General features: G+C 42.6%; 24 protein-coding genes and 1 riboswitch. Of the genes, 7 read left to right on the forward strand and 17 right to left on the reverse strand.

Features of this window, described 5'->3' with window-relative positions; all coding sequences use genetic code 11:
* Positions 1 to 5: 5 nt before the first annotated feature.
* The gene (locus tag V6B33_RS21485) at positions 6 to 986 is read right to left on the reverse strand and encodes an ABC transporter substrate-binding protein (RefSeq protein WP_334219698.1); all 981 of its coding nucleotides are present in this window, start codon (positions 984 to 986) and stop codon (positions 6 to 8) included.
* A 117-nt stretch (positions 987 to 1,103) separates the two neighbouring features.
* Positions 1,104 to 1,214: riboswitch (TPP riboswitch) on the reverse strand.
* An 81-nt stretch (positions 1,215 to 1,295) separates the two neighbouring features.
* Entirely contained in the window at positions 1,296 to 2,195 is a 900-nt protein-coding gene (locus V6B33_RS21490) for a phosphotransferase enzyme family protein (protein ID WP_334219699.1), read from the reverse strand.
* 88 nt (positions 2,196 to 2,283) lie between these two features.
* On the opposite strand from V6B33_RS21490, the gene V6B33_RS21495 reads away from it, so the two are divergent.
* Positions 2,284 to 3,186, forward strand: a complete 903-nt coding sequence (locus V6B33_RS21495) for an aldo/keto reductase (protein ID WP_334219700.1) — start codon at positions 2,284 to 2,286, stop codon at positions 3,184 to 3,186.
* A gap of 59 nt (positions 3,187 to 3,245) precedes the next feature.
* Here the strand turns inward: V6B33_RS21495 and V6B33_RS21500 are convergent, their stop codons facing one another.
* From V6B33_RS21500 to V6B33_RS21510, 3 genes are all read right to left on the reverse strand, one after another.
* Complete coding sequence (locus tag V6B33_RS21500; protein WP_334219701.1) at positions 3,246 to 3,434, reverse strand: Fur-regulated basic protein FbpA; 189 nt, start codon at positions 3,432 to 3,434, stop codon at positions 3,246 to 3,248.
* Positions 3,435 to 3,615: 181 nt separating this feature from the next.
* A complete protein-coding gene (locus V6B33_RS21505; RefSeq protein WP_334219702.1) occupies positions 3,616 to 3,945 on the reverse strand; it encodes a hypothetical protein in 330 nt (109 codons plus the stop codon).
* Between the two features lie 316 nt (positions 3,946 to 4,261).
* Positions 4,262 to 5,866: an SLC13 family permease gene (locus tag V6B33_RS21510; RefSeq protein WP_442915577.1), complete on the reverse strand. Its 1,605-nt coding sequence runs from the start codon at positions 5,864 to 5,866 to the stop codon at positions 4,262 to 4,264.
* A gap of 260 nt (positions 5,867 to 6,126) precedes the next feature.
* Between V6B33_RS21510 and V6B33_RS21515 the strand changes: the two genes are divergently transcribed.
* Positions 6,127 to 6,762, forward strand: coding sequence for a YczE/YyaS/YitT family protein (locus tag V6B33_RS21515; RefSeq protein WP_334219703.1), 636 nt, complete (start codon positions 6,127 to 6,129; stop codon positions 6,760 to 6,762).
* A gap of 44 nt (positions 6,763 to 6,806) precedes the next feature.
* Here V6B33_RS21515 and V6B33_RS21520 read toward each other — a convergent pair whose 3' ends face one another.
* Positions 6,807 to 7,151, reverse strand: a complete 345-nt coding sequence (locus V6B33_RS21520; RefSeq protein WP_334219704.1) for a hypothetical protein — start codon at positions 7,149 to 7,151, stop codon at positions 6,807 to 6,809.
* A gap of 281 nt (positions 7,152 to 7,432) precedes the next feature.
* Between V6B33_RS21520 and V6B33_RS21525 the strand changes: the two genes are divergently transcribed.
* Complete coding sequence (locus V6B33_RS21525; RefSeq protein ID WP_334219705.1) at positions 7,433 to 7,699, forward strand: hypothetical protein; 267 nt, start codon at positions 7,433 to 7,435, stop codon at positions 7,697 to 7,699.
* On the opposite strand, the gene V6B33_RS21530 is transcribed toward V6B33_RS21525, so the two are convergent.
* The 3 genes from V6B33_RS21530 to V6B33_RS21540 all read right to left on the reverse strand — a co-directional run bounded on the left by V6B33_RS21530 (position 7,694) and on the right by V6B33_RS21540 (position 10,930).
* Complete coding sequence (locus tag V6B33_RS21530) at positions 7,694 to 9,106, reverse strand: SpoVR family protein (protein WP_334219706.1); 1,413 nt, start codon at positions 9,104 to 9,106, stop codon at positions 7,694 to 7,696. The two genes, V6B33_RS21525 and V6B33_RS21530, sit on opposite strands and share 6 nt — an antisense overlap.
* A 140-nt stretch (positions 9,107 to 9,246) precedes the next feature.
* Positions 9,247 to 10,428 (reverse strand): MFS transporter, encoded by a 1,182-nt coding sequence (locus tag V6B33_RS21535; protein WP_334219707.1) that lies wholly within the window; start codon positions 10,426 to 10,428, stop codon positions 9,247 to 9,249.
* 190 nt (positions 10,429 to 10,618) lie between these two features.
* Entirely contained in the window at positions 10,619 to 10,930 is a 312-nt protein-coding gene (locus V6B33_RS21540) for a DUF3889 domain-containing protein (RefSeq protein WP_334219708.1), read from the reverse strand.
* 169 nt (positions 10,931 to 11,099) lie between these two features.
* On the opposite strand from V6B33_RS21540, the gene V6B33_RS21545 reads away from it, so the two are divergent.
* Positions 11,100 to 11,354 carry a YhdB family protein gene (locus V6B33_RS21545; protein WP_172253710.1) on the forward strand — a complete coding sequence of 85 codons (255 nt, stop codon included), beginning with the start codon at positions 11,100 to 11,102 and terminating at the stop codon, positions 11,352 to 11,354.
* 142 nt (positions 11,355 to 11,496) lie between these two features.
* On the opposite strand, the gene V6B33_RS21550 is transcribed toward V6B33_RS21545, so the two are convergent.
* The 6 genes from V6B33_RS21550 to V6B33_RS21575 all read right to left on the reverse strand — a co-directional run bounded on the left by V6B33_RS21550 (position 11,497) and on the right by V6B33_RS21575 (position 18,377).
* Positions 11,497 to 12,039, reverse strand: coding sequence for an NADPH-dependent FMN reductase (locus tag V6B33_RS21550; protein WP_334219709.1), 543 nt, complete (start codon positions 12,037 to 12,039; stop codon positions 11,497 to 11,499).
* A 21-nt stretch (positions 12,040 to 12,060) separates the two neighbouring features.
* The gene (locus V6B33_RS21555; RefSeq protein ID WP_334219710.1) at positions 12,061 to 12,696 is read right to left on the reverse strand and encodes a response regulator transcription factor; all 636 of its coding nucleotides are present in this window, start codon (positions 12,694 to 12,696) and stop codon (positions 12,061 to 12,063) included.
* Positions 12,697 to 12,706: 10 nt separating this feature from the next.
* A complete protein-coding gene (locus V6B33_RS21560; protein WP_442915576.1) occupies positions 12,707 to 13,822 on the reverse strand; it encodes a GAF domain-containing sensor histidine kinase in 1,116 nt (371 codons plus the stop codon).
* A 177-nt stretch (positions 13,823 to 13,999) separates the two neighbouring features.
* Positions 14,000 to 14,722, reverse strand: a complete 723-nt coding sequence (locus V6B33_RS21565; RefSeq protein WP_334219712.1) for an SDR family oxidoreductase — start codon at positions 14,720 to 14,722, stop codon at positions 14,000 to 14,002.
* 144 nt (positions 14,723 to 14,866) lie between these two features.
* The gene (locus V6B33_RS21570; RefSeq protein WP_334219713.1) at positions 14,867 to 16,600 is read right to left on the reverse strand and encodes a phospho-sugar mutase; all 1,734 of its coding nucleotides are present in this window, start codon (positions 16,598 to 16,600) and stop codon (positions 14,867 to 14,869) included.
* A gap of 235 nt (positions 16,601 to 16,835) precedes the next feature.
* Positions 16,836 to 18,377 carry a GNAT family N-acetyltransferase gene (locus V6B33_RS21575; protein ID WP_334219714.1) on the reverse strand — a complete coding sequence of 514 codons (1,542 nt, stop codon included), beginning with the start codon at positions 18,375 to 18,377 and terminating at the stop codon, positions 16,836 to 16,838.
* 313 nt (positions 18,378 to 18,690) lie between these two features.
* Here V6B33_RS21575 and V6B33_RS21580 point away from each other — a divergent pair, with 313 nt between their 5' ends.
* On the forward strand, positions 18,691 to 19,116 hold the full coding sequence (locus V6B33_RS21580) for a disulfide oxidoreductase (RefSeq protein ID WP_334219715.1): 426 nt from the start codon (positions 18,691 to 18,693) through the stop codon (positions 19,114 to 19,116).
* Position 19,117: 1 nt separating this feature from the next.
* Entirely contained in the window at positions 19,118 to 19,585 is a 468-nt protein-coding gene (locus V6B33_RS21585) for a thioredoxin family protein (RefSeq protein ID WP_334219716.1), read from the forward strand.
* A 251-nt stretch (positions 19,586 to 19,836) separates the two neighbouring features.
* On the opposite strand, the gene V6B33_RS21590 is transcribed toward V6B33_RS21585, so the two are convergent.
* Positions 19,837 to 20,232, reverse strand: a complete 396-nt coding sequence (locus tag V6B33_RS21590) for a YhcU family protein (RefSeq protein ID WP_334219717.1) — start codon at positions 20,230 to 20,232, stop codon at positions 19,837 to 19,839.
* 177 nt (positions 20,233 to 20,409) lie between these two features.
* Here V6B33_RS21590 and V6B33_RS21595 point away from each other — a divergent pair, with 177 nt between their 5' ends.
* Entirely contained in the window at positions 20,410 to 21,300 is an 891-nt protein-coding gene (locus V6B33_RS21595; RefSeq protein WP_334219718.1) for an RluA family pseudouridine synthase, read from the forward strand.
* 102 nt (positions 21,301 to 21,402) lie between these two features.
* On the opposite strand, the gene wrbA is transcribed toward V6B33_RS21595, so the two are convergent.
* Entirely contained in the window at positions 21,403 to 22,017 is a 615-nt protein-coding gene (gene wrbA / locus V6B33_RS21600; protein WP_334219719.1) for an NAD(P)H:quinone oxidoreductase, read from the reverse strand.
* Between the last annotated feature and the right edge of the window lie 672 nt (positions 22,018 to 22,689).

Here is a 22,689-nt window from a genome sequence, read left to right on the forward strand (position 1 = left end):
CACCTCTATTTTGGTAAAAAGTCGTTTGTGAACGCTTTTTTACTTTCTAGTTTTTTGTCCAATAATTGATTTTCATACATCCAGTCTGCGTAGTTCTCCCAAACCTCCAGCTTCTGCTCTCCCCACCGATCTGCATCATCCTGATATCTTGGGGCAAGCCACTTTTGACTCTTCATCACTAACTCTTTATCCAAATCGGGCTCAGCATCAAGAAGGATTTGAGCTGCTTCCTCTGGTTGATCAATGGCTAGTTCGTACCCTTTCGAAGCAGCCGCAAGGAAAGCTTGGACGGTATCAGGATCATTTTCAATCATTTTTTCATTCGTGGTCAGGACAGGAGTATAATAATCAAGCTTTTCTGAGTAATCTTTTACATATAACATATTCAGCTCTTCACCGCGAAGCTCTGCTTCAATACCAGTCCACCCATAGAAGATCCATGCAAAGTCCACATCTCTTTTCACTGCTGTAAAAAAATCTGTATCGCCAATATTAACAAAATTGACTTTTTCAACATCAGCGTCCTGCTGATTCATTATGGAGCCCATGACTGCTTTTTCAACAGGGGAACCCCATCCTCCATATTTTTTTCCTTCAAAATCTGTTGGAGAGGTAATACCTTTTTCCTTCGGAGATGCAAATCCTGATGTATTATGCTGGATGACAGCAGCAATTGATACAATCGGGACATCCTTCACGCGTGCCTGTGTCACGCCTTCCTGATAGCCAACTCCAAATTCGGCTTTTCCTGATGCCACCAGCTGATCAGCCCCGGCCTCTCCGGGCTTAAGGATTTCAACCTCAAGTCCTTTGTCTTTAAAATAGCCTTTTGCTTTTGCCACATAAAGTCCGGTATGATTCGTGTTCGGTGTCCAATCCAGGACGACCGAGACCTTCTTCAACTCATCTTGCTCTTCTTTCGATTCACCACCGCCGCATGCTGTCAGTACCATTACTGCGAAAATAAGGACGATTAATTTCTTCATTCCCGTTCCTCCTCCTGATGTATAAGCTAACGTTTAATTTTTCACATTTAGACCGAAAAAATGTGAAATAAAAAAACGCCCCGGGCTTAGCCCAGGACGCATTATTAAATCATCATCGATGTTTAAGAATATGTTTCCTACGCTGGTATCAGCCAGTTCAGGTTCCAAGGGTCAGTATCTGAATGGATACACTCTCAACCGGCAGCACCGGTCCCCCTACATTTCCAGATATGTAATTAGATAAACGTTATTTACACTTTTACTTTGCCATAGAAAGCGTAACAATTCAACAGTTATTGAACAAATCTCCTAAAGATCCGTCAATGACTTCATAAATTCCTTCCTGCCTGATAAGTTACCGATCATTCTCTTTATACTGGAAGCTTCCGTAACGAATCCTCGGGAGGAGTAAAAAAGTGTATATTGGAGAAGGAAAACCATGCACAACGGATATAAAGAAAGGATTTCTTTCTCATCAACTATCTGCCTCCATGAATATCCTTTGAGAAACCGATTTATTTTGTTAAAAAGGTCACCTGTTCTCCCTTCAGTATACATATTTCTTAACAGGACCGTAATGAAATAACCAACGTCTGCAATACGGGGCGATCGTCTGATCCGTTCCAAATCCACCAACCCGATGATCTTATTTTCACCCCATACAAAATTGCCCAGATGAACATCGCTATGTATAAGCTGATGCGGCAATTGGGCATATAACGCTTCTGCAGGGATGAGCTGCGTGTACACCTTCACAGCCCATTCATTCAATTCTGAATGATCTATAGAGAGCCAGTCTTTCATATGTTCAAAAACATCCCATACAGCTATATGATCCTTTACAGGGTATGTCAACAAGCCTTGATGAAGGCTTCCCAGATATTGACCAAGTAAAAAGCATTGATCGAGTGTGATCGTGTTAAGATGTTGAAATGAAACACCATTTAAAGACGCATATAGCGAATAGTAAGAATCATCCTTGACGATGAAAGGAACCCCATTTTTTGTCAGCAACGGAGTTTCTGCAAGCAGGCCGTTCTCCACTATGTATTGAGAAATCCGGAATTCTTCCCAGCGTTCAAAATTGCAGGTTTGTTTCCTTCGCTTTAAATAATAGGTGCAGTTTCCGGCGGACACCTTCAAGGCGTTTGTATGACGGCTGAGAATATGGGCATTTTCAAGACCCCAGTCCGATAAAAGGGTTATCATTTTATATTCCTTCCCCCGCATAGTAAGATACACTTTAGTATGACTGATTAAGCAGACACCATACAAATTAAGAAAAGAGGTTGTAGATATGGAACGAATCACAATAAGTAAAGATTTATCCTTCTCCCGCATCATTCATGGTTTATGGAGGCTTTCCGAGTGGAACCAATCGAAGGAAGAGACATTGTCACTGATTCAATATAATCTGGCTCAGGGTATCACCACATTCGATCATGCCGATATCTATGGGTCTTACACATGCGAAGACATTTTCGGAGATGCTCTTTCGCTTGCCCCCTCCCTTAGAGAAAAGATGGAGATTGTCACGAAATGCGGCATCGTTCTTCCATCACCAAATCGCCCTCAGCACCGAACACATCATTACAATACAAGTAAAAAACACATTTTGTCTTCAGTGGAGCAATCGTTAAAAAATTTACGTACTGACTACATCGATGTATTGCTCATTCACCGTCCCGATCCATTTATGAATGGTGAAGAGGTCGCAGAAGCATTTACGCAGTTAAAAGAGGAAGGAAAAGTCCTTCATTTCGGGGTTTCAAATTTCAAGGACCATCAATGGAATATGCTTCAATCCCATCTGCCATACCCCTTGGTGACGAACCAGATTGAATTATCAGCTTATAATCTTGAAAATATTGAAGACGGAACCCTGAATCTCTGTCAGGAAAACAGGATTGCACCCATGGCCTGGTCACCGCTTGCTGGCGGTAATATTTTCACTTCTCAGGACGATAAAGCTGTACGCCTCCGTACAACGCTTGAAAAAATCCAGGGAGAAATCGGCGCTGAAGGAATCGATTCCGTACTTTATGCATGGCTGTTGAATCATCCCGCCAGTATTATGCCGATTGTAGGCTCTGGTAAAAAAGACCGAATTCAAACGGCCATTGATTCTCAATCATTAACATTGAATCATGATCAATGGTTTGAAATACTGCACAGTTCGATGGGACATGAAGTTCCTTAAAGATCAATGTCAGGATGAATCCACTAAAAAAGACGATCCCGCTTAGAGGCTCGTCTTTTTTAGCTTATTAAATCAGTATTGCTCACATAATATTCGATGTAAACTTCCTGAAGTTCAGTCATCGACAACTCATAAAGCTGTTTGCCGAAATATTTATATACACCTATTCTCAACAGCTGTTGAATGTAAAAGTCTTTTTTCATTTCTGGTGAATTCTCAATCGTTGATTTACTTTCTTGGTGCAGCATTTTTTATCCCTCCAATTTGGGATATACCCCAAAACAGGATGATGTTAAACCATTTCCCGCTTCATTTCCAGTATGCGGAAAATACAACATAGTCAATTCGGTCCTTTCTCCTGATAGAAATGGGTTCGGAACACTTATCAATACAAAAAAAGCCCAGGTGGACGCACCTGGGCAATTCATTTTAATTCTGCTGAAGCTGCTTTTTCTTGTCTCGCTTAATGAAGAAATCAAGACCAACCCAGAAAACGACTGAACCGATTGCAAAGTAAGCAATGGCAAAATAAATATCTTCCGTTTTCCATTCAAGACTTGGAATCAACAAGCCCAAGACACCTGAAACTACATAATAAACACCGATCAATTGCAAATACAGTTTCTTTGGTGTTTCAATATTTTCCAGATAGCCCTTTCCTGCTTTGCCAAAGAAAATAGCTATTCCTCTTAAAATAATATAAGCAGAAAAGGCCATGATAATAGCTACAACAAACTCCTGATTAAAAACGTCTGCCATAATCGTTCTCCTTTCCGACTATCACTTGCTCTATCATCCATCGATGTCATCATTGAGCGAACGCTGATTATTAACGATATACTCAAATGGTATCGCCTTTTTAACATCATTTGGAAGTGGATATGAAATGTCGATACTTTAAAAGGATATACTCAAAACGGTTCATTTTCAAGTAATATCTTTCTCTTTTGCTTGAACTTCATATTTCAGTATCAAGTCGTCACTTGTGAGCCAGGTGCGTTGGATGGGGATTTACAGCGGAATAAGTGAAAAAACACAGGGTTCAGAAAATCTGGACCCTGTGCTTAATAAACTATCATCTCAAGTCACCAGGAAATGATGTGACGTCCACTCCCCAGATGGGACCCATGAAGAAATAGATCAGCAGGGTGATGAGCACGATACTTATAAGATTAATCCAAAGGCCGGCCTTGATCATGTCCCCCATTTTGATATAGCCTGAGCCGAAAACGACGGCATTTGGAGGAGTGGCAACTGGCAGCATGAACGCACATGAAGCGGCAAGCCCGGCAGCGACCATCAGGCTGTAAGGATGTACCCCCAATGCAGCTGCAAGAGCAGCCATTATCGGGAACATCATGGTAGCAGTAGCCGTATTCGAAGTAATTTCCGTCAAAAAGATCACAAAGGTCGTTACCGCGACGAGAATAATGATGAACGGCACTCCTTCAAGAACGGTTAACTGCTTACCGATCCATTCTGCAAGCCCTGTATCTTTGAACCCTTTAGCAATTGCAAGCCCTCCTCCGAACAAGAGCAGTATCCCCCAAGGCAGTTTGACAGCATCTTCCCACTTTAAAAGGCGGGTTTCCCTTCTCCCGGGAAGGATAAATAAAACAATAGCTCCTGTAATGGCTATAATTGTATCATCGAGAGAAGGAAGCCATTGATTAAGCAAGAATGAACGTGAAATCCAGCAGAATGCTGTGGTGATAAATACAGTAAGAACAAGCTTCTCTTCAAATGTAATCCTTCCGAGAGAGCGGCTCTCTTTCTCCACGATTTCTCTTCCACCAGGAAGTTCCTTTATTTTTAATGGAAATGCAACCTTTATTAAGTACCACCACGTCGTAAATAAAAGGATGACGGCAATCGGCACACCAAAGAGCATCCATTTTGCAAATGAAAAATCAATTCCATAGATTTGTTCCACAACAGCTGCAAAAATGGTATTAGGCGGAGTTCCGATCAGTGTCCCAAGACCACCGATCGAGGCACTATACGCAATCCCGAGCATAATGACTTTACTGAAATGCCCGGTACGCACAGCCCCCTCTCGATCTAAACTTTGATTCACCTGATAAATGACAGCCGTGCCGATCGGAAGCATCATCATCGCTGTTGCCGTGTTCGAGATCCACATAGACAAGAATCCGGTCGCAAGCATAAACCCGAGCACAATTCGTTCTGTACTTGTTCCAATCAGCAAAATGATGTTCATGGCTATGCGCTTATGTAAATTCCACTTTTCCATTGCAATCGCAATGATGAATCCTCCCATAAATAGAAAAATCGTACTGTCTCCATAGGCAGAAGTAACACCGGAAGATTCCACGGCACCTGACAATGGAAACAGGATGACTGGCAATAAGGACGTCGCCGGGATCGGAATGGCTTCGGTTATCCACCAGATGGCTATCCAAACAGTTCCTGCCAGGACAGCAACCCCCTCTTGAGATAACCCTTGCGGTGAAAAGAAGAGCAGAATGAAGATGAATATGAGTGGTCCAAGGAAAAATCCAATCTTCCGACCGGGCGAACCTTTCTTTCCAGGTGTTTTATCTCTTTGAATCTTGTTTAAAGCAGTTGAACCAGGAGCACTGCCAGAGGTGAAAAATTGTAAAGTATCTGTTATATCACGATGCCATTTCCACATGGCGCCCCATGCCTGTTTAACAATCTCCAATCAGATCATCTCCCTCGTTTATTCTTATTAAAACTCTATCACGACTGAAAACGCTGTCAATCGCATTTGAATATAACGAGTTGAATAGTGGTAAATCCGTTCTTTTTTCCTGCTCAAGAACTCCCAAGTCCTCTTCATTACCTGATGACTATTTGCTCACTTCACTGACAAAATCATCTTATAGTATCTTCATAACTGAATTCATTATAAAATATTCTATAAAGGAAACATGATTTCAAGGAAAAGGAGAAGCTATGAAAATATATTGGCAATTGGGCTACTTTATTATTGGATTACTCGTTTTCAGCTATGGAATCAGCTTGTCGATTAAAGTGCAGTATTTAGGTATACACCCATGGGATGTATTGAATATTGCCCTTTTTGAAAAAAGGGGGCTCACGATCGGCACATGGAATATCATCATCGGCACTGCCATGATTGCATGCACGTTCCTGATGAAAGGGAAATACGTCCGCCTGGGAACAATTGTAAATGGGATCATGGTCGGTGTACTGGTGGATTTCTTTCTCCACTTTGACCTGCTTCCTCCTCAAACGAATGCAGCAGTTGACGTAATCCTTCTGATTGCAGCGATCATCTTGATGGGTATTGGAGGGGGATTATATTCTGCAGCCCACCTTGGGACCGGGCCAAGGGACGGTTTCATGTTGACCATTTCAGACAGAACGGGGATTTCCATCAGTAACGTAAGAATTATCTGTGAATGCATAGTGCTGTTGATCGGGCTCCTGCTCGGTGGTCCAGTGTTTATCTTCACGTTCATTTATACCTTCATCCAGAGTCCTATTTTCCAGAAGTCATTTCTCTACTTCACATCTTCTCTGGAAACACGATTCTCAAAGCCAGACCGTCCGATGAAGGTCGGTTAATCACTTACCCTCTTCCAATCGTTGCGGGAGGGTGAGTGATTGCTTTAACTCATTTCACATGCGACAAGACCGTATTGCCGGTATGGCCGCAACTGTTTCACAAACTGAAACAGTTCCTGAACTTCGGGGTCTTCCATATCCCGCTTATAATAATCCTCGAGCATGGCAAGGATTTCGTGCGGGTACATCGGGCACGTATGCGAGCCCCAGTCTGTCTGCTTTCCTTCAATGCGGTCATAATAAATATCGTCCAGCACCGAAAAGAACAAATCATAACCCTTAGGGAAAAAACCACTGATTCTTTTAGGATAATTATGATTCCAGTCTCCTCCCTCATAATGAAATGTCTCATCAGTGAGGTCCCCAATAAATACTTCAACATCTGCCACTGCTCTTCCCCCTCATGAATGTATACGTTTATTTCTATATATAAGCCTGTCCGGTAAATTTAGAACCGGAACTCTTCTCGATAGGCATTTCTTACGGTCTTTTCATCCTTAAAGAAGAGGCTGGGACAAAACAAAAAAACAACTGCCTAAAGGCGAACATTTCAGTGATGACCACTTAATACCGCTAATGATTTCCGTGCAAGACTTCGCTTTCCGCGGGTAGCCCGTGAGCCTCCTTTAAATTCGAGGAGTAATTGTCCAGCTGCAGGGCTTAGAGGCACATGACAGAAGTCAAACCGGCCAAGAAGGCAAAGAACGCCTTCGTGGCTGATTCGCCTTATGGGACACGCCTCTTTGCAAAGCCCTACCGCTTTTCTGATAGGAGTCTTCGTCTTGCACTCCAATCAACCGCTCGAACAAGCTATATACAAAATGGACATTTGAACAAAGCTAATAAAAACCCGAACTTACTTGAACTTAAAGTTCAAATTAGTTCAGGTTTTATTCAGACTAAAACACTTTGGTCCCAGCCTCTTTCCTTCTTATAAATATTTTCTTTGTACACTCCTGCCGTCATAAGTGAAGAGCATATCGCGATTCTCTACATGTGTTTCAATATGAACCGGTCTGCCCCATAGCCTGTGTACATATGGCAGCACTTTCTCCAGGTATTTAATATCGAGTTCAACATCTTCGTACCAGTGCTTAAGATAAAGTTCACCGCTCTTCATATAGTCACCGTCGTTCACAGTGATATACGGGAACCCTCCGTTGACCCTCATGCTTACGAGCTGGTCACGTACTGCGGTCCACTCTTTATCGACGATCTTATAGTCTTTTCCCTGTTTTTGGAACAGGTACATGTCTTCTCTCATTACAAGATCTTTCGTCAAATAGTTTCGTAAAAAGGAGATGTCTGATTCGATTTCGCGGACCTCGAACATTTTATCGCGGCCGGAATTTGGTTTCACCCCGCGCTTCTTCATCTCTTCAGTCGGGGCGTTGTATCTTTCTTCTATATCTTCGAAGATCTTCAGACCCAGATAATACGGGTTGATGCCCGTTCGTGACGGCTGTACCACCCCGGCATTCAGCTTTGCAAATTCAATCGCTTCCCCGCTGGTCAAATCCATCTCGCGGATGATCCTCTGATGCCAATAAGAAGCCCATCCTTCATTCATAATCTTGGTTTCAAGCTGCGGCCAGAAATACAGCATTTCTTCCCTCATCATCGTCAGGATGTCCCTTTGCCAATCCGAAAGTTCCCGGCTGTATTGTTCGATGAAAAGCAGGATATCTTTTTCAGGCTGAGGAGGGAACTTCTTCTTCACTTTCTTAGTGGTACGTTTTTTTGCTTTTTCATCAAGCGACCATAGATCATCGTAAGGTGTGACCGGATTCACTTCTTCCTCCACCCACTCAACATCGTTCATTGACCATGTCAGTTTTGGTCTCATTAAGGAAGGATCGATATGTTCATCAATCGCAAGTACCGCATCAAGGAAGTTTTCCACTTCCTGCTTCCCATGTTCAATTTCATACTTTCTCACACGGTCAGCTGTCGCCGCCATGCTTTCCACCATGTCCCGCTTTGTATTTTGGAATCGGACATTATTTTTAAAGAAATCACAATGTGCCAATACATGGGCCACAATCAGTTTATTTTGTATCAGTGCATTTGAATCCAATAAAAACGCGTAACATGGATCCGAATTGATCACAAGTTCATAAATCTTACTCAGCCCCAAATCATATTGAAGCTTCATTTTATGAAACTGTTTCCCGAAGCTCCAGTGTGAGAAACGAGTCGGCATCCCATATGCCCCAAATGTATAAATAATGTCAGCAGGACAGATTTCATATCTCATCGGGTAAAAGTCGAGGCCGAATCCGGCAGCTATTTCAGTAATTTCACCAATCGCGTTCTGCAATTGTTTTTGTTCCTCTTGGTTCATGGTCATCCCCCTCTTTATACTCTTATCACAATGTATGAGGTGAACAACTGATTCATGAAAAAAAGGTGACTGTTTGAAAATGTCCTGCTCCTAAAAATGCTGCACCCGTTTGCTAGGCGGATGCAGCATTCGATTTCATATTATGCTTTTTTTATCGATCGGACAGGCAGGAGTGTCATCAACAACAAGAAAGCAGAAATGGAAAAAATAATCTGCACAGTGGTGAACTCGAGGAGAATCCCGACTCCCAATGAAGAGAGCCCGAAGATCAGAGTCGTCAATGCTCCTTGTGCCGCATATACTTTCCCCATCTCATCTGGAGGCGTACTTTCCTGAAGATAGGTTTGCAGCATAATGGTTTTTATCTGATCAAATGCACCGAAGAGCACCGAAAGGAACAATGCCGTAAACGCTGCTGTATTCCATGCAAACAGGAATGTGACAATCGATGTCATAATCATGCATATCGGCAGCCACCCGCTTCTTTTTCCCGAAAAAAGGCCATGTCGTTTGAATACAAGGAATGAAGCAATCACCAAACCGATGAAAAAGCTGCTATTGATGAATCCCCACCATGCCTCACTGCGGTTCAGGACAAGATCCACATATAGATAGAGGACGGCAGCGATCCAGACCGCTCCAGCCGCAGACTCCAAACCATAGACGCAAAATATGCTTTTCAGGCGCTTATTCCTGCTCACTTCCGACCATCCTTCACCAAATTGTTTCCACCAATGCCTCTTTTGATGAAGCGTCGTACTTGGGATAACCGGCAGCTTCAGCATATAAAGCGTACTGATGAGAAACAGGACAATGACCAGAATGAATAAGAGGCTTTCATTTAATATTGCCAGCAGCAATCCCCCAAGAGCCCAGCTGGAGAACTGAATGGTTTGATCGACGGTTGATAAGAATCCGTTTGCCCCCATTAATTCTTCCCGTTTCACGATGAACGGGACATATGCATTCCGGGCAGGCAGCGCCCAGCCATCCAAAAAGGAAATCATACTTGCAATTCCTAAATAGATCCATACATTCCCACTTGAGAATAAAACAATAACCAAAAAAAGAATGAGCAACAATGTCTTCGCCAGCTGCGAATAAGCAATCAGGCTTTTCATTTGAGAACGATTCAACAGCAGCGGCGCGATGACACTGCTAATAAACCTGGAAAATGTTATCACGAAAGGAACGGCAGTCAAATACACGGGTGATCCAGATACCTTATGAATCAGGGAGATCAATGCAACAATATACATAATATCCCCCATATTCGCCAGTGCCTGCCCGATCCAAAGGTGACGAAATGCTTTTGAAGCCATGTCTTTTACCTCCAATATTCAGTTTCTAATTCTGGTAAAAGACATCATCACATTGGTTCTGAGCCACCCTTCCACTTTTTCATATTGATCTTATTTTATCAAACAATTCTGACGTTGAATACCTGCAAGGGAAAAATAAAACGACCGGCTCAGTTCTCATCATACGATGTCTGGCCAGTCGTCAGCTGCTTCATTTTACCTCTTCCACAGCAATATTCAATGTCTTTTCATTGTTAAGGTCATGAACCACTTTTACAAGCACCTTTTTCTCTGTATTGTTTTCCTGAACCGTGAATTCAAAAGAATCCGCAAGCTTGTTTTCATCCAGTTTCTGACGTCCCTGATACTGATAATCCTTTAATGGCTGACCAGGATAATCTTCTTTCATGACAGCCGCCGCTATGCGGCCGAATTTCTCATAATCAGATGGCTGCAGTGCATGCGCATTGCTTGAGAACAAAAGAAAACAAACAGTTGCCAACATCATAATCGTCTTTCTCATCTTATCACCTCTTCTATCTTCTCATTAGATAGGATGATGTAAATCAACAAAAATATTCACCCAATAGAAGGAAAGTCAATACAAGCAGGAGTGCCAAGTTTTAGAGAGAAAATAATAAGGATGTTCTTCACACAATAAGATTACCCCCTTCAGAAGGAGGGATAAAAAAGTGAACAAAGTCGATTATGACCGGGCCTTGTATTACACCCATCGATCGGAATGGGATAACCTGCTCATTCTGATGGTAAGGACGAAAGATGACCTTCTTTCAAAGAGAATTGAACAATTCTTGCACGCCTATCACTTTTCGAAGGATTACACCGTCATCGAACGGAACCTTTACACGTTATTACGCTATATAGAACATGCAAATTATACCTTTAGTGTTGAGCAGCCACTGGAGGCAACATTCGCAGAAATGTAAGAAGAGAATTCCACCTAACCGTGCTGATTCACTAGTTTACACTAGTGAATCAGCTTTTATTATTTGCACTCAGTATGATTTTCATGTAAAAACGGATGAAGACTCAAAAAAACACTGATTTCCATTTTCAGTTTTCAATCAATTATTTGGCAGGTGCTTCCTTTTTCACGATCTCTGCTGCCTTCACATACACGTTCAATTCCTGTACCATATCGTCAACCAGCTTCGCAGGCTCTACCAGCAAACCGTCATTGTCGTAATCAAAACAATGGGGGTCGAGAACAAGTTGTTTAGGAATTACATTTGCATAAACTCCCCTTGCTACGATACGCAGATTGTTCAGGCAGTTGATGCCGCCTTTTCCTCCTCCTGCGCATGCAAGCAGTGCTGTTGGTTTATGGGCAAAATGCTCGCTGTTCAGAAAGTCCAATGCATTCTTCAATGCTCCGCTCATACCGCTGTGATATTCAGGGGATGCTAAAATGACCGCATCTGCATTTTTCACTTTGTGTTTCAGGGACTGTACGGATTGAAGCTCTGCCTGTTCCTGTTCCCCCGTGTAAAGAGGCAGGGTCCCATCACTCAGATCAATCAAATCGGCATCATAGGTTCTTGACATGAATCGTGCTGCTATTCCGGTGCGCCCCCGTTTTCGCGGGCTGCCATTTATGATTACGATGTTCATTGTAAATAACGTCCTTCCTTATTAAGCCAGATTATGTTTCACGGCATACAGGGCCGCTTGTGTTCGATCGGATACTTCAAGCTTTGAGAATATGTTTGAGATATGGGTTTTCACCGTTTTTTCCGTTATATACAGGCTTGAAGCAATTTCTTTATTACTTTTACCTTTTGTCAGCTCGACCAAAACATCTTTTTCCCTTTTTGTCAGTGCATGGATTTTATGTGGAGGGTCTTGTTTCGTAATTCTTGTCAGTAGATGATTGGTTGCTTTCGGATGAAGTGAATTTTCTCCTGATAAGAGTTTACGGATGCTGTTCACCAATTCATCCGGTTCGATATCCTTCAATTGATAGCCTGCCGCTCCTGCTTCGATTGCCGGAATGACGTGGCTTTGATCGGAAAAACTCGTCAGCATCAGTATCTGGACGCTGCCTCCGTGTTTCTTCTTGATTTCTCTCGTTGCTTCAATTCCGTCCATAATCGGCATCATGAGATCCATCAAAATCAGATCAGGCTGTAACTTTTCAGTCAACTGGACTGCTTCTGCTCCATTTTTCGCTTCTCCAATGATTTCTATATCTTTTTGTGTTTTCAAAAAGAATACAAGCCCCCGTCTCACTACATGATGATCGTCCGCAATCAAGATTCGAATACTCATGCCGGTCCTCCTAATAAGGTATCTTTACTGTTAATGTTGTTCCTCTTTCCAATGCACTTTCCAACTGGAATGTCCCTCCGAGGCTCTTCACCCGTTCCTTCATGCTTTCAATCCCGATGGATGGCAATGGCTGACTTTCATCGTATTGAAAACCGTATCCTTTATCTACAATCACAAGGGCGATCTTGCTGCCATCATCTTTTAACAGATAGCTGACCGTTTGCACCCCTGCATGTTTTTTACAATTATTTAACGCTTCCTGACTGATTCTCCAAAGAACCTCTTCCACTTTTGAACTTAAAGAGATGACGCCTTCGACCGTTGCTGCGAGCTTTAACCCAAGCATATCAGAGTAGCCTTTAACCGCTTCCACCAAGCCATTTTCAAGACCATTCGGCCTCAGCTGCCAAATAAGGGCACGCATCTCGGATAATGCTACTTGTGCAAGAGTCTGAACGGTGGCAAATGTCTCTTTCACCTGTTTATCACTTGTCATTTCTACACCGCCCCTTGCAGTCAGTGTAAGTGAGAATAACAGCTGATTCACCGAGTCATGCAGATCTCTGGCTAGCCTGTTTCTTTCTGCCAGCAGCGCGATTTCCTGTTCTTTTTTTGTCAGAGTGATCCGTTTTATCGCAGAGCCTATTTGAAAGGCAACCGATTCAAGAAGAGCCAATTCGTCTTTGGTAAAATGGGTTTTGTGAGGTGCCGCTACATTCAACAATCCATATGCTTCTTCACCAGATTGCAATGGGACCGTTGCATGATGCGTGATATGGTTTGTATTTCCCCTGTTCTCCTCGATGGCCTTTTCAATTCTTTGACACTCGATGATATTCGAGGCTTTCGTCAGCTTTCCTTTCCGGAAGCGATTAACACACCAACAGCCGCCGTTATGCATTAATTCACAGCCGTTGTAATGAAGGGATTCCGGCAGATCTTCATAAGCTGCAAGCTGATGCTTCCCGCTTTCTTCGATGAAAAAGATCCATCCTGTCGAAAAGCTTGTGCCATCGATCAATTTCTTCAGGGCACCGTGGAGCATATCACATTGCTCCGTTTCGTTATTCAGGAATTCGGCAATCTCTTTCAAAAGCTCGATATTTGAAAGTGCCTCCTCACTCATTGTCATCGCCCTTTCTTAACTCTTACTATTATTATACAGCCTTGAATGGATTTCGATATTCTAAGAAAGAAGGAATTTTTCTACAACTTTCGATTGAAAACATGCGTTCGGAACCGCTCTTCAATTTCATAAAAAAAAAGAGAGGGGCGTGACCCACCCCCCCCCTCTCAGTAGAAATTAAGCAATTGGATAGTCCTGCGCAAATGGATGAATCTTGATTTCGTCGATCATCATGTGCTTTGGAGCAGAAGCCATGTAAATGACTGATTTGGCAATGTCCCCTACCTTCAGCCAGTCCTCTTTCTCAGGAAGTCCCTGCTCCGATTCTGCAAAGTAAGTATCCACCATTCCTGGATTGATTGTTCCGACTCTTATTCCATACTCCCTGACTTCCTGTGCAAGTGAACCGCAGAAGCCTTGGACCGCATATTTAGTCGCGACATATGCCGAACCGTTTGGTATCGTATACCTCGCCACATCGGAAGAAATAGTGATAATCGTGCCGAATTTTTGTTTTTTCATATGCGGAAGGACAGCTTTAGAACATAAGAAGACACCTTGCACATTCACATCGAAAATTTTCTTCCATTCATCGGCCGTCACTTCTTCCGTCGGTTTGAAGAAACCGACTCCTGCATTATTGACGAGAATGTCGATTTGGCCATACGCAGACAGCGTTTCATCAACAATATTTTGCACGTCCCCTTCTTTTGACACGTCGGCTTGAATCGAAATCACATGTTCGAACCCATTTGACTTCAACTCTTCGGCTGCTTTATGTATACCTTCGGAACTTCCGACCAATGAAAGCTTTGTGCTTTCTTTTGAAAATTGTTGTGCAATTTCACGGCCGATCCCCCTGGATGCACCTGTAATAATCGCAACTTGATCTTTTAGCATACTTCAATCTCCTTTTCTCTCTGGGATGTCCATGATTTATTCTTATCATCTCATTCCTAAGCATTGTTTACTCAACATTGACCCGGAATGAGGATCCGGCCAGTTACACCCCAGCTTTAAAGCAGGGGGGAACAGACCTTGAGATTATTGGATTGTACTTTGCACTTTGTTCATTAAATCTTCTGTTAAAGAAGCTAATTTATTATTGCTTTCCTCTTGTGTCTTGCCGATGACACTGAAGTAGAATTTGATTTTCGGCTCTGTCCCTGATGGACGGAGACAAACCCATGATCCGTCTTCCAGGAAATACTTTAGAACATTTGAAGAAGGAAGGGTAATCGGCGTTTCTGCCCCTGAGGACAGTTCGACTTTTTTACTCGTTTTATAATCTTCAGCCGATACTACTTTCAGCCCTGCCACTTCCTTCAAAGGTTCTTCACGGAACGTTTTCAGGATTCCCTGAATCTGCTCGGCACCTTCTTTTCCTTTAAGTGTAAGACTCTTCAATCCTTCTTGATAGTAGCCGTGGCGGTTGAACAATTCATTGAGTACGTCCTTCAGCGTCTTGCCTTGTTTCTTATAATATGCAGCCGCTTCCGCAGCCATTAAGACAGCTTGTACGGCATCTTTGTCACGTGCGAAGTCCCCGATTAGATATCCGTAACTTTCTTCATATCCGAACAGGAATGTATACTCCCCGGACTCTTCATACTTATTGATTTTTTCACCTATGAATTTAAACCCTGTTAAGACATCTTCCACAGACGCCCCATAATGCTCGGCCACTTCTCTTCCTAGTTCAGATGTAACAATCGTTTTAAATACACGACCGTTTGCAGGAATCATGTCTTTCTCCTGCTTGCGGGAAAGAATATAATTCATGAGGACAGCACCTGTCTGGTTTCCGGTAAGAAGCGTATATTCCCCATCTTCATCCTTCACCGCCACACCCAGCCTGTCGGCATCGGGATCGGTCGCGATCAGGATATCTGCATTGATTTCTTTTCCATCCCTGATTGCAAGTTCAAAAGCCTCTTTATCCTCTGGATTAGGAGATTTTACAGTTGAAAACTCCGGGTCTGGATGTGCTTGTTCTTTTACTATATGAATATGTCGGTAACCAAGTGCGTTCAATCCTCTTTCTGCCATCTTCAGAGCTGTACCATGCAGTGGAGAGAACACGATCTTCAAATCCACTTCATTGCTTATTTGAGGGGTTTCGGAAATCGAAATCAAGTGATCAAGATAGGATTGGTGAATCTCTTCCCCGATCATTTTGATTAACCCTTGGGATTTCAACTCGTCTCGTGTTTTCACTTCGATTTCCAACTCATTTTCCACTTCATTTACCTTTTTGATTACGGTATCTGCGATTTGAGGAGGTAATTGTGCCCCATCTTCACCATATACTTTGTATCCGTTATACTCAGGAGGATTATGGCTTGCTGTCACTACAATTCCAGAGAATGCGTTTAAATAACGCAGTGCAAATGACAGTTCAGGCGTAGGAGCCAGTTCATCGAATACGTATGTTTGAATGCCATGAGTGGCAAGAGTCTTTGCTGCTTCCATGGCAAATTCCGGAGATTTATGACGGGAATCATAGGCAATCGCCACGCCTCTCCTTTTGGCTTCATCTCCCTGATCTTCTATGTATCGCGCAAGTCCTTCGGATGCCTTGCGAACCGTGTAAATGTTCATGCGATTGGTTCCAGGACCGATTTCCCCTCTCATTCCGCCCGTTCCGAATTCGAGATTTTTGTAGAAAGCGTCCTCGAGTGACTTTTCATCATCTTTCATCAATACTAAAGAATCATTGATTTCTCCATCAATGTGCAGATGGTCACTCCATTTTTTCCAAGTTGTTTTCCAACTCATTACGATCCCCTCCTAATGCTGTATAATCATTAATTCTATCATAGATGGCGGTTTTCCTTTTATAAACCTTCCGCCACATTCCGACAGGATGTAACCGTTCTTATTTTAGCATAATATTGTGTGTGGAGGTGCAATGATCATATTCCAATTTTCATCGGCTGACATCCTCTTCAGAAGTTGTGAAGTAAATAAAGAGACCCGGGGAATATTCACTTCACCCGGGTCTTTGTACGGTTCACTTTTTATAATTCACTCCATAAACGTCATGACGCCTGTCTTTTAGCTGTCGGACCGTGCCGGACTGACGCTGGCGCCGCAGCACTTCTAAATCCACATCTCCGATCATCACCATTTCGATGTTCGGATTGGTTTCCCCGACAATCCCATCGCGGGCGAATTCAAAGTCGGATGGAGCAAAGATGCCTGATTGGGCATATTGGATATCCATGTTTTCAGTCTGCGGCAGATTCCCGACGGTGCCTGAAATGACCGTGTAAATCTGATTTTCAACTGCCCGGGCCTGCGCGCAGTAGCGGACGCGGAGATAGCCTTGGCGGTCCTCCGTACAGAATGGTGTAAAGATGATCTTTGCTCCTTTGTCCGTTGCTATGCGGGCGAGTTCAGGAAATTCTATATCATAACAGATTTGAATGGCGATTTTCCCGCAGTCGGTATCAAATACCCTGACTGAATCTCCAGGACTGATTCCCCACCATTTGCGTTCATTTGGTGTGATATGAATCTTGTATTGCTTCTCGATGGTGCCGTCACGGCGGAATAAGTATGCAATATTATAAATTTCGTCATCCTCTTCTTTTACAAAGTGGGATCCTCCAATAATATTGACATTGTAACGAACAGCCAAGTCTGTAAAGAGTTCAATATATTCCTCTGTGAAATCCGTCAGCTTTCTCACAGCAAGGCTCGGTGACTTGATGTTCAGATATGACATTAGCTGGGTTGTGAAAATTTCCGGGAACACAACAAAGTCAGATTTCGCATCTGATGCCACATCGGTAAAATATTCTACCTGATTCGCAAATTCTTCAAAAGAGTTGATTTTGCGCATCATATATTGAACAACGCAGATTCGCACTGGATAACTCGTTTTGAAATGACGTTTGCTGGACGGACGGTAGTCAACATTGTTCCATTCCATCAATGTTGCATACTTTTGCGACCGCTTGTCATCCGGAAGATAATTCGGATTGATGCGCATCAATGTAAATCCGTTCAGTAATTGAAAAGACAAAACAGGGTCATAGATTTTGTGGCGGCCAACCGCATCGACGTACTCACGCGGTGACATTTCTTCGGAATGCTTATAATAATTCGGGATCCTGCCGCCGATAATGATACTCTTCAGGTTCATTTGCCGTGCAAGATCTTTTCTTGCTTCATACAATCTGTGTCCCACCTTCATGCGGCGGTATTCCGGGTGGACCATCACCTCAATGCCATACAGATTATAGCCATCGGGATTATGGTTGGTTATGTATCCATTGTCCGTTACATCATCCCAAGTATGACGATCATCGTACTCGTCAAAATTAATGATCAGGCTTGAACAAGAGGCGATGATTTCCCCATCAAGCTCCGCCACAAGCTGACCCTGAGGGAAAACCTCCAAATGACTTTCCAGATGCTGAACCTTCCATGGGTCCATTCCCGGAAAACATACAGCCTGCATATTGATTATATCTTTTATGTCCCTATGTTCCATTGGACGTATGATCATTTTTTTCTCAAATTGAGATAAATCCAGTTTTTCTCCCATACGTGTATCACTCCTTACAGTGGTGTTAATACCCTTAGCATGCTCGTGCGAAACGAAGTTCATGAGTGCATGTAAGCGAAGTTTGAAATGCCTGTCCCTATCATTTTACCAAAAGGAAATATCATTATAGAAGAATTTTTGAATCAAATTGCTGCAAACCGTTTGCCCAAAACAATAATTATACTTAATATATAGAAATAGAAGCTAACGATGACTACATAAAATTGTTGAAAAATGGTCATCTATTCTTGGCGGATTTGAACAATTTGCCTATATAATAGTAAGAGAAAATATGTAAAGAAAGGACTTTCAAATGAATAAAAAAGCAGATTCCCTTCTCTTCCTTGCATGGGCAGCATCACTTACAGCCACACTAGGAAGTTTGTTTTTTTCGGAAGTGATGAAATATGAGCCATGCGAATTATGCTGGTATCAGAGGATTCTGATGTACCCTTTGGTCATTTTGCTCGGAGTTGCCTACGCCCGTAAAGACTTTAAGATTTCCTTCTATTCTTTGATATTTTCTGGAATCGGACTGGCAATCTCACTCTATCATTATTCTCTTCAAAAGATCTCGTTTCTTTCCGAAAGTGCTCCGTCATGCGGACGTGTTCCGTGTACAGGAGAATATATCAATTGGATGGGTTTCATTACGATTCCATTTTTGGCACTTGCAGGATTTGCAATCATCTTTATCGTAAGTCTATTAACACTTAAAGAATTAAAGGGGGACCATTAATTTGAAAAAAATCATTATCTTTTTAGTCATTATCGTTGGACTGTTTGCTGCCATTGCTTTAGTGACAAACATGCAGAACAGCCAAAAAGCAGAAGGAAATAAATTTAAAAAGGATGAACTTCATCCTGCTACAGTGGATATTTTGGATGACCCCAATTATCAGAATGTCATCCTGCCTGATGAACTGGAGAAAAAGCTTGAAGACAAAGAGGATGTAACGGTATATTTCTACAGTTCCACTTGTCCTCATTGTAAAGAAACAACACCTGTGCTTGCCCCACTTGCAGACGAAATGGGAGTGGATATGGTTCAATACAATGTACTGGAATTTGAACAGGGATGGACCGATTATCAAATCGAAGCAACACCTACCCTCGTTCACTTTGAAAACGGTGAAGAAGTCGACCGGATCGTCGGAAGCCAGCCAGAAGAAGAATTCAGAAGCTTTTTCGAAGAAAACGTGGAATAATTTTAAAATGGCCCATCCTCTCTGCTTATAACAACGAGGATGAGCCATTTTTTCACCTTTGGATGGTACTGAATCAGGCAGAGGTGATAGCGGAACCAACCAAAAAATTGGGACCGACGATAAAGTCAGTCCCATCAATGAGGAGGAATTTCAAGAGAAGATACGCTGTATCCTCAAATTAAAGTTGATTACTTGATATATTCCCCCCTGAATCAATATTAAACGTAAATTTCAACTATTCTAAACAATCACTAAATTAAAAGCTGATTTGCAGCCTTTGAATAAACACTTAGCGAATGCTTGCATTCCGATTCATCTGTGAATTGATCGAATGATAAGGGGAAAAACAGCCCAAACCCCTGAAGAATATGTACATTATGGTAGAACATATCCTCATAAACCTCATCTCTCACTCCGCATTCCACAATCGAGATCAGTGTCTGCAGACTCGATATCACCTTGAATGCTTCCTTCAAAGTACCGCAATATTCAAAGTTCCTGTTCGACGTATGTAAGATTTCCATATCTTCAAATTGCTCTATTTCTTCGTCTGTGAAATAATCAGGGAAAATAGTACAATACATATGACTGATTAATTCCTGGATTTTGTTATCCTGCTCATGTGTTGCAGCTAGTAAGACCTTCACCTTCATAACCCACCTTTGTAATGGTTGTAATCTCTCTGTAATAGATACACTTAGAATAACATAGATAAGTATCCTCAAGTGTGGTAATTATACCCATGAATTTGGTAAAACAGGTGCTTAAATGGTAGTAAATACCCGGCAACATATAAGATATTTGTCATTTAAAGGAGCTTTTTGATGAAAACAATGAGAAAAGGTTCACTCTTTCAGCTGTCGATACCTGAAAATTGGAAAAATGTAACGATAGAACAGATTCTTAAGTTGCGTTGGCAAGCCCCAAAAAAGCTCATCCATATGATGAGAGTGAACAAGGAAATCAAAGTGAATGGTGATTACTTGCCGTGGAATCACCCATTATCCCCCGGCGATCTCCTGCAAATCGATCTATTTAAAGAAACAGATTATGATGTTCTTCCTTCATATGGCGAACTACATGTATTGTATGAAGACGATCATCTGATTGTCGTCAATAAGCCTGCCGGATTAGATACTCATCCCAATAAGCCTGGTGAAGAGGGTACACTTGCGAACCTGATCGCTTTTCATTTTCAAACAATGGGGGAAAACTGTCGTGTGATGCATATACACAGGCTAGACCGTGATACTTCCGGAGCAGTCGTATTCGCCAAACACCCATTGAGCAAAGCCATTCTTGACAGGCTGCTCATCGAACGTAAGGTAAAACGGACATACTTGGCATTGGTTCACGGAAAGTTTAAACAGAAGAAAGGGACGATTTCTGAGCGAATCGGCCGTGACCGCCATCACAATACGAGAAGACGGGTTTCCACGTCCGGTCAGGAAGCTGTCACTCATTATAGAGTATTAGAAGTCAGAGAAAATATGACTCTTACAGAAGTGGTTCTTGATACTGGCAGAACTCACCAGATCCGCGTCCATATGAGTCACATCGGCCACCCGCTGGCCGGGGATACGTTATACGGAGGCAAGCCAGTATTTAAACGTCAGGCTCTGCATGCGGCGAGGATTTCCTTCCCTCACCCATTGACCGGGGAAATGATTGAGCGTGAGGCTGAGTGTCTCGATGATATAGTGCTGGAAAGTTGATTCATAATTGAGAAGCTGCTTTTATGGCAGCTTTTTTTTTGAAGATGTCCATTTCACACACAAAAAGAAGCAGCCCATTCGGCTGCCTCTTTCCCTCATCTATTATTTCAATCCGTTCTTGATCGCTTCCGCTACTTGGATCGTTCGTCGTGTCTGATGTTTTACAGCAGGCTCTACGCTTTCTACCATATTGCCTTCCTGATCAACGGTAACACTTGTGCCATACGGATTTCCGCCTGTAGCAAATGAAGATTGATCCGTGTAGCCCGGTGCTGCGATGATTGCACCCCAGTGCATCATCGTTGTGTACAATGCAAGGACCGTTTGTTCCTGTCCTCCGTGGGAGTTGCTTGCGGATGAAGTTGCACTCACGACCTTGTTTGCCAATTTACCTTGGAACCAAAGTCCCCCTGTGATATCCAGGAAGGATTTAACCTGTGATGGAACATTACCGAAACGGGTAGGTACATTGAAAAGGTAAGCATCTGCCCATTCCAGATCGGCGAGTGTCGCGACTGGAACAATATCCTTTGTTTCATTATAGTGCTTTTCCCATGCTGGGTTTGAAGCAATAGCTGCGTCAGGAGCCGTTTCTTCAAAACGCAGCAATTTCACTTCTGCTCCCGCTTCTTTCGCTGCTTCTTCTGCCCACTTCGCCATTTGATAATTAGTACCTGTTGAACTGTAATACATAATTGCTAATTTTACGTTAGACATGATTAAATCTCTCCTTTTTTATTCTCATATAGTAATGGGTAATGCACATGATTCATTATGCCGGGATGACAGCAAATATAAACCTTTACTTTCCTGACAGGAAAGTAAAGATGAATAACGACGTGATGCTGACAGAATTCGGCATGTAGTCTGGTTCTTGATAACCTAAAAACTTCCTCTATTATGTCTTCCCAATGAAACCGCAAATAAAACGTTTCAATTCCGATTATTCTTTAACTGAATATCTCGAATTTGAGATATTATCTTAAAAAAATAAACATTTTGGTTCGAAACTATTTATTTTGATTTCGAGATAATTGTATATCATATCCCTCTTACCTGTCAACAGTAAAGATAAAATAGTCAGATAAATAAGGCTGGAACAAAACCAAAGACAACTACCTGAATTTTAGTGTTGACTCTAAACACCGCTAATGAATTCCGTGCAAGACTTCGCTTTCCGCGGGTAACCCGTGAGCCTCCTCGTCTCGTTCGCTCCTGCGGGTTAGAAAAGCGGAGGGGTTTGCTCAGAGGCGTGTGGCATAAGGCGAATCGGCCACGAAGGCGTTCTTTGCCTTCTTGGACGAGTTGACTTATGACATGTGCCTCTAAGCCCCGGAGCTGGACAATTAGAAAAGCGGAGGCGGCTTGCTCAGAGGCGACAAGCATAAG

Origin of the sequence: Mangrovibacillus sp. Mu-81 (genome assembly GCF_036867415.1) — a bacterium.
In the GTDB taxonomy this organism is placed as follows: domain Bacteria; phylum Bacillota; class Bacilli; order Bacillales; family Bacillaceae_B; genus Rossellomorea.

Coding starts and splice junctions, on each gene's coding strand:
- V6B33_RS21570 (WP_334219713.1), bottom strand. CDS start 16,600: ATGAGTTGGAAAACAACTTGGAAAAAATGGAGTGACCATCTGCACATT.
- V6B33_RS21530 (WP_334219706.1), bottom strand. CDS start 9,106: ATGAACCAAGAGGAACAAAAACAATTGCAGAACGCGATTGGTGAAATT.
- wrbA (WP_334219719.1), bottom strand. CDS start 22,017: ATGTCTAACGTAAAATTAGCAATTATGTATTACAGTTCAACAGGTACT.
- V6B33_RS21495 (WP_334219700.1), top strand. CDS start 2,284: ATGGAACGAATCACAATAAGTAAAGATTTATCCTTCTCCCGCATCATT.
- V6B33_RS21525 (WP_334219705.1), top strand. CDS start 7,433: ATGACAGAAGTCAAACCGGCCAAGAAGGCAAAGAACGCCTTCGTGGCT.
- V6B33_RS21535 (WP_334219707.1), bottom strand. CDS start 10,428: ATGGCTTCAAAAGCATTTCGTCACCTTTGGATCGGGCAGGCACTGGCG.
- V6B33_RS21515 (WP_334219703.1), top strand. CDS start 6,127: ATGAAAATATATTGGCAATTGGGCTACTTTATTATTGGATTACTCGTT.
- V6B33_RS21555 (WP_334219710.1), bottom strand. CDS start 12,696: ATGAGTATTCGAATCTTGATTGCGGACGATCATCATGTAGTGAGACGG.
- V6B33_RS21500 (WP_334219701.1), bottom strand. CDS start 3,434: ATGCTGCACCAAGAAAGTAAATCAACGATTGAGAATTCACCAGAAATG.
- V6B33_RS21550 (WP_334219709.1), bottom strand. CDS start 12,039: ATGAACATCGTAATCATAAATGGCAGCCCGCGAAAACGGGGGCGCACC.
- V6B33_RS21490 (WP_334219699.1), bottom strand. CDS start 2,195: ATGATAACCCTTTTATCGGACTGGGGTCTTGAAAATGCCCATATTCTC.
- V6B33_RS21595 (WP_334219718.1), top strand. CDS start 20,410: ATGAAAACAATGAGAAAAGGTTCACTCTTTCAGCTGTCGATACCTGAA.
- V6B33_RS21580 (WP_334219715.1), top strand. CDS start 18,691: ATGAATAAAAAAGCAGATTCCCTTCTCTTCCTTGCATGGGCAGCATCA.
- V6B33_RS21575 (WP_334219714.1), bottom strand. CDS start 18,377: ATGGGAGAAAAACTGGATTTATCTCAATTTGAGAAAAAAATGATCATA.
- V6B33_RS21560 (WP_442915576.1), bottom strand. CDS start 13,822: ATGAGTGAGGAGGCACTTTCAAATATCGAGCTTTTGAAAGAGATTGCC.
- V6B33_RS21485 (WP_334219698.1), bottom strand. CDS start 986: ATGAAGAAATTAATCGTCCTTATTTTCGCAGTAATGGTACTGACAGCA.
- V6B33_RS21565 (WP_334219712.1), bottom strand. CDS start 14,722: ATGCTAAAAGATCAAGTTGCGATTATTACAGGTGCATCCAGGGGGATC.
- V6B33_RS21540 (WP_334219708.1), bottom strand. CDS start 10,930: ATGAGAAAGACGATTATGATGTTGGCAACTGTTTGTTTTCTTTTGTTC.
- V6B33_RS21505 (WP_334219702.1), bottom strand. CDS start 3,945: ATGGCAGACGTTTTTAATCAGGAGTTTGTTGTAGCTATTATCATGGCC.